Annotated in this window: 6 protein-coding genes; all 6 read left to right on the forward strand. The window is 33.1% G+C overall.

Translation table 11 applies throughout. The annotated features are described in order from the left end of the window. A partial coding sequence (locus tag B4H69_RS04065) for a TonB-dependent receptor domain-containing protein (RefSeq protein ID WP_291092820.1) occupies nucleotides 1–1,146 on the forward strand: 1,146 nt, incomplete at its 5' end. A 12-nt stretch (nucleotides 1,147–1,158) separates the two neighbouring features. Beyond that, on the forward strand, nucleotides 1,159–2,769 hold the full coding sequence (locus B4H69_RS04070; RefSeq protein ID WP_180906627.1) for a RagB/SusD family nutrient uptake outer membrane protein: 1,611 nt from the start codon (nucleotides 1,159–1,161) through the stop codon (nucleotides 2,767–2,769). A gap of 200 nt (nucleotides 2,770–2,969) precedes the next feature. Further along, nucleotides 2,970–6,203, forward strand: coding sequence for a SusC/RagA family TonB-linked outer membrane protein (locus tag B4H69_RS04075; RefSeq protein WP_291076813.1), 3,234 nt, complete (start codon nucleotides 2,970–2,972; stop codon nucleotides 6,201–6,203). 18 nt (nucleotides 6,204–6,221) lie between these two features. Next, nucleotides 6,222–8,045: a RagB/SusD family nutrient uptake outer membrane protein gene (locus B4H69_RS04080; RefSeq protein ID WP_291067740.1), complete on the forward strand. Its 1,824-nt coding sequence runs from the start codon at nucleotides 6,222–6,224 to the stop codon at nucleotides 8,043–8,045. Nucleotides 8,046–8,057: 12 nt separating this feature from the next. Next, nucleotides 8,058–9,749 (forward strand): DUF4957 domain-containing protein, encoded by a 1,692-nt coding sequence (locus B4H69_RS04085; protein WP_180906624.1) that lies wholly within the window; start codon nucleotides 8,058–8,060, stop codon nucleotides 9,747–9,749. A gap of 1,208 nt (nucleotides 9,750–10,957) precedes the next feature. Then, nucleotides 10,958–11,989 carry a pectinesterase family protein gene (locus B4H69_RS16505; protein ID WP_422653362.1) on the forward strand — a complete coding sequence of 344 codons (1,032 nt, stop codon included), beginning with the start codon at nucleotides 10,958–10,960 and terminating at the stop codon, nucleotides 11,987–11,989. The last annotated feature ends 19 nt before the right edge of the window (nucleotides 11,990–12,008 follow it).

Below are 12,008 nucleotides of genomic sequence, written 5' to 3' on the forward strand. Positions count from 1 at the left end.
GAATTAAAATTAAGAGCAAGTTGGGGTTATACAGGTAATAATATTATTGAGCCATATTCTACAACAAATTTATTAACCGATCAATATTATTATGATTTTAATGGAACTGTAGCAAATGGTTGGTTACCAGGAAAAATCGCAAATCCTTACTTAACATGGGAAAAAACAAGAGAATTTAACGTTGGATTAGATTACGGATTCTTTAAAAACAGAATTACAGGATCGATTGATATTTATGATAAATTATCAGATTACTTGTTAATGAAACAACAATTACCTTACGAAACAGGATGGACATATATTAATGGAAACATCGGATCTGTAAGTAATAAAGGGGTTGAAGTTGCATTAACAGCAAAAATTATCCAAACTAAAAAAGTAAGTTGGGAAACGACATTTACATTCTCTAAAAATGTCAACAAAATCAAATCAATATATGGTCAAAACACAGTGGATGATATTGGAAACAATTTATTCATTGGAGAATCTATTCATTCGTATTACAATTATGTGTTTGATGGCGTTTGGCAACCAGATCAAGAAGCTGAGGCGAAGAAATATGGTCAAACAGTTGGTCAAGCAAAAGTAAAAGACATTAATGGAGATGGAAAAATAACGGTTGATGACCGCGTTATTTTGGGATCATCAGATCCGGATTGGTCAGGAAGTATTTTCACAACGTTAAAAGTTGGACAATTTGATTTGTCTGCTTCTTTAATTACAAATCAAGGTGTTTTAGCATATTCTCCTTTCCACGAAAACTTTACAAACGTGTATGACAGAGGTCGATCTAAAATTGATATGGACTGGTTTGTTCCAACAAATGACGCTGGATTACCTGCTCAATTCTCTAATACCGCTCCGCAACCATATAATGAAGGTACTTATTGGAAAAACAATAAAGTTGGCTATTATAGAGATGCTTCTTTTGTGAAGGTGAAAAATATCGCCTTAGGATACACATTTGACAAAAATACTTTATCTAAAATTGGATTATTCAATTCTCTAAGAGTTTATGCTAATGTAATTAATCCATTCGTTTTCACCGACTATAATGGTTATGATCCTGAGTGGGCTACAGCAAATTTTGGAATTGGACGCGTAAGTTCTGTTACTTATCAATTGGGATTAAATGTTAAATTTTAAGAAGTTTTAAAGATGAAAAAAATCGTTATATTATTACTAGCTTTAAGCACAACATATTCTTGCAGTGATTTTTTAGAAGAAGAAAACCTTTCTAACGTAGCTGCAGAACAATACTATACAACCGCAGAAGGATTTACTTCATTGGTTAATGCAAATTATGCTCAATTAAAAAATATTTATGGAAAAGAGCCTTGGCTTTTTGTCGCAGGAACAGATTTATATGCAAGAGGAAGAACAGCTGAACCACCAGGTTTAAGTCAATACACAGAACTTAATGCTTCGTCAGAAGGAGTAGATCATCTTTATAAAAATTGCTATACGGCTATTCAAGCTGCAAATATGGCATTGTATTATTCAGATAAAACAGCAGCTTCTTCTAACTTAAACAAGCAAATTGGAGAATTAAAATACCTAAGAGCAAACGCCTATTTCTTGTTGGTACAAACCTATGGAGATGTAAGTTTGGTTACAGAATATATTAATACACCACAATTAAGTTTTGATAGAACTTCTTCAAAAGACGTTTATCAATTTATTATCAAAGAATTAGAAGAGTCATTAAAATTAGTTGGAAATACGGCTTACAATGGGCATGTTAATACAAAAGCTGTTCAGCATTTATTAGCATTAGTTCACTTAACACGCGGTTACGAAACTTTTGGAACAAATGATGATTTTACAACAGCAGCTCAATATGCAGATAACGTTATTGCTGGGCAAGCTCTTTCACTTTCGTTCGAACAATTGTGGAAACCTGGCAACGAAATCAATGCAGAAACTATTTTTTCTGTTCAATACAGCGCAGCTTCAACAAGTACAGATCCTTTTAATTTAGGTCATGCACAAAGTAGTTATTTTGGACCATATCATGGTGGATCAGAAGTTGCAGGTAAAGCTCCTTATCGTACATATAGCTTATGCCCTACTCAGTTTGCACTTGATTTATACACTCAAGATGACACACGTTGGAACGCAACTTTTATGGGTGAAGTATATGATCGTTATTTTGATTATTTTGATGTAAGCGATCATTCAACTTTAACTGTAAAGCATTATTACGAACCTAAGTGGTTTGCAAAAAATGATACATATAAGGCAAACTATATTGCAAAAAATCCAGGTGTAGAATATCATAGTTATGGAACTTATGCTGCAGAAAGCAATCCTAATTTTGATTATCAAACGATTCCTGTAAAGAAATTTGATGATCCAAAAGCTCCATTTGGAAAATTTACAAACACGAGAGACATTATTCTTTCAAGATTGGCCGATACTTATCTTATTGCTTCCGAAGCATATCTAAAAGCAGGAAATATATCTACAGCATTACAACGAATCAATGAAGTTCGTAAGCGAGCTGGTGTACAAAATGTAACTGCATCAAACATGAATATTGATTTTATTTTAGATGAAAGAGCGAGAGAAATGTTAGGTGAATATAACCGTTGGTTTGATTTAAAACGTACAGGAAAATTAGTTGAACGTGCTTCAAAATATAATTTCTTGATTAAACAATCTAATTTTAATGGAAATAATGGTCAACTTAAAATACTAAGACCTATTCCTCAGGCTGCAATTGACTTAAATCAAAATTCAAATTTCAAACAAAATCCGGCATATTAATACTATATCCGTAAAATAATGATGTTCTTTTACAAAAAAGAGCATCATTTTATCAATAACAAATTATTTTTATAATTTTTATTTTATTATTAATAATAATAATTTTACTTTAGTGTTTTCTATACACCTTTATATTTAATAATGTAATCGATTACGCTAAAAATTATTTAGTTTAACAGAAGAAACACAAAACCACACATATGAGGATATCTAAAATTAAGTTATTCACGCTTTTGCTTCTACCAATTGCGAGTTTTGCGCAAGAAGAAATAAAAGTTTCCGGAACAGTTAAATCATCTATTAATAATTCACCTCTTAATGGAGTTGACATTTATGTAGATGGGACAACGTACGAAACAATTACAGATGAAAATGGATTTTATGAAATTGTTGTTCCAGATAACTCGACTTTAACCATTACCTATGATGGTTATGAAATACAGACTATTCCTGTTAATAAGAAAGGAACAATCGATATAAAACTGAAAGATCTTGTTGCAACAGAGCAACAAAATCTAAATGAAGTTGTTGTAATTGGATATACAACTGTAACACGTGATGAATTAACAGGTTCTGTGGCAAGTGTAAATGCTGATCAGATAAAAGATATGGCAGTAAATTCTGCTGCTGAAGCTATACAAGGTCGATTAGCTGGTGTACAAGTTAGTATGTCCGAAGGTGCACCAGGAGCTGATGTTACAATTAAAGTTCGTGGAGGCACATCGATTACACAAGACAACAGCCCTCTGTATATCGTGGATGGAATACAAGTAGAAAATGCCTTATCTATTTTATCTCCACAAGAAATTGCAAGTATTGATGTTTTAAAAGATGCAGCTTCTACTGCTATTTATGGTGCGAGAGGTGCAAACGGTGTTGTGCTTATTACGACAAAAAGTGGTTTCAACATGCCTACACAAGTTACTTATTCTAATTATACTGGATTTAGAGAAATTCAGAATAAGTTAGAAGTAATGACTCCGTATGAATTTGTACGTTATCAGTATGAATTGTATAATATTAATAATGATGAGCAATTAGCAGATTCTTTCAGAAAAAGATATGGAGATTTTAACGATATAGATATCTATAAAAGTATGGAAGCGAGAGATTGGCAAGAAGAAGTTTTTGGTAGAAAAGCTTTTTCTCAAAATCATAACGTTTCGATTGTTGGTGGAAATAAATCGACTGATTTCAGTTTAAATTTAAATCACATCAACGAAGATGGAATTATGCTGAATTCTAGTTACAAAAGAAATTTAGCAAACTTCAAATTAAATCATAAAATCAGCGACAAAGTAAAAACGGGAGTTAGTTTTAGATATAGTAAAGATAAAATCATGGGAGCTGGTACTTCAAATACAGGTTCTCAATCAAATAACAGACTTCGTAATTCAGTGAGATATCAACCTTTTGCTGCTCCAGGAAACGAATCGTATGTTGATTTCTTCGATCCAGATTATTATGCACAAACAAACCTTACAAGTCCTGTTTTGCTAGCGAATAATGAAGTAAGAGAAGACGAAAGACAAAACCTTTTGATGAATGGTTACTTGTCTTGGCAAATTGTCAAAGGGTTAACCTTCAAATCTGTTTTTGGTTATGTACAAACAGATCGCAATGACAATAGTTTTTACGGAAATATCACAAGTGTTGCAATGGCAAATGCTAATCTTCCTGTGGTTGATATGCGTGCAAGTCAAACAAGAAGAATTTCAAATTCAAATACATTACAATATTCACCAAGATTAGGTTCTACTCATAAACTAGATGTAATGATTGGACAGGAAATTGTAAAAACAGACGGAGAAACATCAAGAACGTATATCAAATGGTTACCAAAAAATATTTCGGCTAATCAAGCATTTTCTAATTTGCAAAGTGCGGTTCCTCCAGCAGGAATGGTACAAGATCCAGTTTCAACATCAGTAAATGTGGATCGATTGGCTTCGTTTTTTGGACAAGTTAATTATTCGTTCAATAAAAAATATATGTTAACACTTTCTGTCAGAACAGACGGATCGAGTGTATTCTCTCCTGATAATCGTTATGCTACCTTCCCTTCTGCTTCATTTGCTTGGAATGTTGCAAGAGAAAATTTCTTAAAAGATTCTTCTTGGATTGACGAACTAAAATTACGTTTAAGCTATGGTACTTCGGGTAATAACCGCATTGAGCCATTCTTATATTCAACATTCTTTAGTAGTTCAAGTAACTGGGGATATTCATTTGATAATGCTGTAGTTCCAGGTTTAGCTCCTAATGAAAGGTTGGCAAATTCGGGTGCAAAATGGGAAAAAACAATTTCTAAAAACATTGGATTAGATTATACTTTATTCAATAAACGTGTTTATGGTAGTATCGATGCTTATGTAACAAATACAAAAGATTTATTATTATTGGCTAAAATTCCGCAAACAGGCGGATACGAATACCAATATCAAAACTCTGGTGAAACGGAAAACAAAGGAATTGAATTTACAATAGGTGCTGATATTGCGAAATCTAAAAACTTTAAATGGAATGTAAACTTCAATATTTCTCATAATCAAAATGTTATCAAATCTTTAGGAAAAGATGTAACTGGTGATGGTCTACAATACTATTATCAATCATCTGGATGGGTAAATAATTTGCAAGATTTCAAAGTTGAAGTAGGTAAACCTATCGGACAATTCTATGGTTATGTAACAGACGGATGGTACAAAGTGAGCGATTTCGATTACAATCCATCAACTCAAAAATATACATTAAAAGCTGGTGTTGCAAGCAATTCTGCTGCGGCATTAGGTTCAAAAGATGTGCGTCCTGGAGATTTAAAATTGAAAGATTTAAATAACGATGGAATAATTGATGATAATGATAAAACAGTTTTAGGAAATGCTCAACCTAAATTCTATGGTGGATTTAATCAACAATTTCAATGGAAAAATATCGACCTAAGTATGTTCTTCACTTATTCTGTTGGTAATAAAGTTTACAATGCCAATAAAGTTGAGTTTACAACACAATATTTATACCGCGACAACAATATGTTAAAAGCAGTTGCTGGAGCTTGGAGAAATTTTGACGATAACGGAAATCGAGTAACAGATCCTACACAATTAGAAGCTCTAAACGCAAATGCTACATTTTGGTCACCTCCTTCTGGAAATTATATTTTACATTCTTATGCCATCGAAGATGGATCTTATTTAAGATTAAGCAACGTTACAGTTGGTTATTCTTTACCAGAAGATATGTTAGCAAAAACGAAATTTATTAGCAAAGTAAGAATCTACGCAACAATCAATAATTTATTTACAATTACTGGTTATTCTGGTTATGATCCTGAAGCAAATACAAGACGCACAAGTCCTTTAACTCCTGGAGTTGATTACGCTGCCTATCCACGAAGCAGATTTTTCTTAACAGGTATTAATGTTACTTTCTAATCTCAAAACACATCAAAAATGAAAACAAAAACAATTATAAAAATATTAGGCGTTAGCATCGTTTTATTAACAACAACATCATGCGATGATTATTTGGATGTTAGTAGCCCTTCCAATACTTCCGAAATAGAGGTTTACAACGATGCAAGTTACACTTACTCTGCTTTGGTTGGCGTATATAATCAATTGGCTGGTGATAATGGTTACGGAAACAGAATTTCTTCTATCATTGGACAAGCTGCAGATGATTTCAAAACATCAGGTGATTACAATTGTAACGATCGTCGTGGAATTAGTATGTACAATGCATGTCCTACAAATCCAGAATTAGACAAACCTTTCCGTCAATTATACACAGGAATCGAAAGAGCAAATTTATTAATTTATAATATTCCGACATCTGATGTCTACAAATCTGGAAGTGATAGTGACAAAAAGTTAATGGATAGATATTACGGAGAAGCATTGACGTTAAGAGCGCAATATTATTACGAATTAATCAGAAACTTTGGTGATGTTCCATTTCAAGATAAACCATCTTCTCAGTACGAACATATTTTCCTTCCAAAAACTGATCGTGATGAAGTGTATGAAGTTTTATTAAATGATTTAGAAACTGCTTCAAAAGTTATTCCATGGAGAGCCGAATCTGGAGATCCTACAACACGAATTACAAAAGCTTTTGTGAAAGGCTTACGTGCTCGTATTGCACTTGCTAGAGCTGGATATTCGTTGAGAAGACAGCCTGTACAGATGGTTAAAGGAACAAATCCAGAAAAATATTACCAAATTGCTCGCAACGAAACGTTTGACATTATGCAACAACGTGGAAGTCATAATATCAATCCAAATTACGAAGATGTTTTCCGTGCTATTCACGAAGGTCGCATGGATAATACAAACGAAATGATTTTTCAAGTAGGTGCTTTTGGCGGAAATGCGCGAACTGATAGTAAACTTGGTTATTACAACGGATTACGTCATAATGCAGCTTCTAAATGGAATGGTGGTGGCGGAATAAATGCTTTACCAACTTATTTTTATGAATTTGATAAATATGATCAAAGACGAGATGTCACAATCAATGCGTTCGAAATTAATGCTGATGATTTAACACAAGTGGTTAAAATTGACGCTTTAACAGACGGAAAATTCAGAAAGTCTTGGACAAAAGTAACAGGTCCTTCTCAAAATGTTGGAATCAATTGGCCAATTATGCGTTTTGCAGATGTTTTATTAATGTTTGCTGAGGCAGAAAATGAATTAAACGGTGGACCAACGGCTGCTGCAATAGATGCTTTGAGAGAAGTTAGAGCAAGAGCTTATGCAAACAATCCTGATAAAATGCCTGCAGTTACAGCGAATGGCTACCAAGGCTTTTTTGAGCAAATTGTACACGAAAGATTATTGGAATTTGGTGGAGAATCTATCCGAAAATATGACTTAATCAGATGGAATCTTTTAGGTCAAGTAGTAACAGAAACTCGTGCTAAATTGCAAAATTTATTAGATGGAACGGGAGAATATGCCAATGTACCTAAATACATCTATTATAAAATTGGGAAATACGATCCAACACAGACAGCCCAAAAAACTGTTTTGAGTTTAGATACTTATTTTGTTGGAAATGATAAAACAGAATTGTTCTACACTCCTTCTGTTGCTTCTACTCCAACGGGATATACACGCATAAACTGGCAAACAGGAATGGTTGCGACAATGATTAACGACGAACGAAAAGGTTGGTTACAATATTACAAACCAAATCATTCAGAATTGTTGCCAATCTATCAAGATATCATCAATACAAATTATAATTTAACACAAGATTACGGATACTAAAACACAATTATTATGAAAAAAACTTTTTATAAAATATTGATTATAGGAACAGTATTACTTACTGCAAATGCTGTAATCTCTTGTAATGATGATGAATTTCAGTCAGAATCTAACGATCCAATGAGAATGTTTACACCATTGTCTTTATCTGCCGAAAATTTTGAAACAGAAACTAAAGTCACATGGTCACCTTCTCTGTATACTAATAATATTGACGAAACTTATACAACAGAAGTTTCAAGCGATTCGTTATTTACAAATCCAAAAGATATCATTTTAACAAAAAAAACAGATTCTGCTGGAGTTGTTATTACGGATCAAGAAATTCCCGTGAGAAAAAATTTCTTTATACGTGTTAAAACAAATGCTTACGAAAACAGACCAGAATCTCACTGGTCTGTTAGTAAGCGAATTAAAATTATTGGAATCCAAATTTTGCATCCTATTTATGATCCAAATATTCTGGAGAATCAAGCAACGGTTAGTTGGGATGTAACTGCTGGAGTAACTGAATTGAGATTTCAAGCATATACACAAGTTTCTGGTCAGGATCCTGTTTATGTTAGCGATCCTATTATAAGTCAAATTACAAGTAGCGAAGCTACTGCTGGACTTAAAACAACAAAAGGGCTTAATCCAAGTACACGATATACAGTCGAAATTTATAAAGGAAATACAAGCGTTGGTTCTCAGAATTTCACGACTAAATCGTCTACAAGTTATAGTGTTATTGCTAATTCTGGCGATGATTTAATCACCTTGATTAACAATGCAAAAGATGGTGATATCATTGGATTAAATCCTGGTAAATATGATTCTGGAGATAAATTGTTTGCAATTAATGCGAAGAAAATTTCATTGATTGGAATTTCTGGAAATCCAGAAGATACAAAAGTTTCTTTCAAAGAATTTACGTTAAATGATACTGGGGCTGGTTTACATCTAAAGAATATCGAATTAGATGGAAGCGCAAATACGGCAGATTATTTAATCAATTTGACAAGCAGCAGCAGCAATGGTGCGAAGGCTAATTTTGCAAATGTATTGATTGAAAACTGTATTGTAAGTAGTGTTAAAACCTCAGCTTTCAGAGCAAATAGAGGTCCAAATAGCGGATATGTAATGGATAAATTTGAGATTAAACATTCTTTCTTCAAGAATTTCCCAGCTTCATCTTACGGATTTTTACATTTAGACAAATTAGTTTTTAACGAAGTTAATATCGAAAATTCAACATTTACAGAAGTTGGAGATTTATTTATTCGATACAGAGAAAGTATTACTACGCCATCTGCTAACGCAACAATTAATGTCAACAATTGTACAATTAATAGTTTTGGACAAAGTTCTTCTTTTCCACTATTAGACAATAATAACGTGCCGATCAAAGCTAATTTTACCAATAATATTATTGCAAATTCGCCAAGAGTTGGAGGAAGTTTATCGAGTAATAATTTAATTCGTTTAGCTACTTCAAGTACAGCTGTTTTTACGTTCAACAATTTCTATAATTTGACGAATGGTAAAGCAGCTGATTTACAAAAACTTGTTTTTCCTACTGGAGGAGTAACTTCTACGAATAATCAAGACAATGCTCTAAATTGGACAAACACAACAATTGATTTTACATTACCAGTCAATTCTCCATTAAGAACTGCATCTTCTACAGGTGCTGCGATTGGAGATCCAAGATGGTGGAATTAATTAAACGATAAAAAATGAAATCACACATCGCAATTACATTTATATTTTTAATTCATTCATGTTTATTTGCACAGAATTTACCTGCTTTTCCTTCTGCCGAAGGATATGGCAGGGACAGNNATGGCAGGTACAGTTCTGGTGGACGAGGTGGAGAAGTCTATATTGTCACAAATCTCAACGATTCTGGTAAAGGAAGTTTACGATACGGAATTCAAAAAAAATTGAGCAGAACAATCGTTTTTGCTGTTTCTGGAAACATTATATTGCAATCTCCTTTGGATATTAATTACGGAAATATTTCTATTCTTGGACAAACTGCTCCTGGAGATGGTATTACGGTTTCTAATTATCCTGTAACCATCAAATCTGACAATGTAATTATTCGTTACATGAGATTTCGTTTAGGCGATTTAGCAAAAGTAGAAGGTGATGCTTTGGGTGGTCGAAATGCACAAAATATAATCATAGATCATTGTTCGGTAAGTTGGGCTACAGATGAAAACATCTCGTTTTATCGTGTCAAAAATCTTACAATTCAATGGTCTATCATATCAGAAGCTCTTAATAAATCTGTTCATATAAAAGGAGCGCATGGTTATGGTGGAATTTGGGGTGGTGAGCCTGCAAGTTTCCACCACAATCTAATTATGAGTAACAATAGTCGAAATCCTCGTTTTAGTGGGTCAGAATCAACGGTAAATCCTGAAGATGAAATGGTTGATTTTCGTAATAATGTAATTTTTAATTGGGGCGCAAATTCTATTTATGGCGGAGAAAAAGGAAAATATAATTTGATTAATAATTATTTCAAATCTGGACCAGCCACAAAACATAAAAATAGAATTGTAAATCCTTCTATTCCATATGGTAAATTTTATGTCAACGGAAATTTTGTAAAAGGTTATGCTGATATAACAGCAAATAACTGGAATGGCGGTGTACAAGCCGATGAACCTTTAAAAGCAAAAGCTGAAACTGAATTTGGTAAAAATGAAATTATCACTCATTCTACTGAAAATGCCTACAAAATGGTTCAAGCACATGCGGGAGCAAGTTTAAAACGCGATGAAGTTGATAATCGATTAATTGGTTATTTAACAAACGGATATCCAAAAAATATGACCGGAATTATTGATAGTCAAACAGAAGTTGGTGGATTTCCTACGTTAAAAACATACAATATTCCTACAGATACAGATCAAGATGGAATGGACGATGAATGGGAAAAAAGAAATAATTTGAAAGTTGGTATTAATGATGCAAACGGTTACAATTTATCAAGTCAATATACCAATTTAGAAGTTTATGCAGAATCGTTAGTTTCAGAAAAGATTAATTCAGCGAATAACAAAGTCAAAGATTATGATTTTATTGTAGCGAAAGATGGTTCTGGTCAATTCAAAACTATTCAAGAATTAATTGCTGCACTACCCGATTTTAGTCGAGTTCCTGTAAAAGTTTTGATCAAAAATGGAGTTTATAAAGAAAAAATTACCTTACCTCCTTCTAAAACGATGATTAATTTTATTGGCGAAGATCAACACAAAACCATTTTGACGTATGATGATTACGCATCAAAATTAAATAATATTGGTCAAGAAATTGGAACATCTGGTTCGGCTTCATTTTTTATTTTTGGAGACAATTTTTCAGCCGAAAATATAACATTCGAAAATAGTGCAGGCGAAGTTGGACAAGCTGTTGCTGTTCGTGTTGATGCAGATAAAATAAAATTTACAAATTGTCGGTTTTTAGGAAATCAAGATACATTGTATTTGGTAAAAAGCGGAAGCAGACAATATTTTAACAACTGTTACATCGAAGGTACAGTCGATTACATTTTCGGAGCAGGAACCGCTTATTTTGAGAACTGTCAGCTAAATAATAAAGGGAAAGGATACATTACAGCGGCATCAACGACAGAAGATCAGAAATACGGTTTCGTTTTCGAGAATTGTAAAATTTCAGGAAACAATCAAGATTCTCATCATTTGGGAAGACCTTGGCGACCTTTTGCTCAAACTGCTTTTATCAATTGCGACATAGATTTGTCTGTTAAAGCGGAAGGTTGGAACAATTGGGGAAAAGTTGCAAATGAATCTACAGCTCGCTACTCCGAATATAAATCTACAGGTAAACATATCGCAAATAAAAGAGTTAAATGGAGTCGTCAATTAACTGCTCAAGAAGCTTTAGCATTCTCTAAAAATAATGTTTTGGGTGATTGGATCGTCAATTAAACTCCTCACTAATTTTAAA

Source organism: Empedobacter sp. UBA6745 (assembly GCF_002453775.1).
GTDB lineage: Bacteria > Bacteroidota > Bacteroidia > Flavobacteriales > Weeksellaceae > Empedobacter > Empedobacter falsenii_C.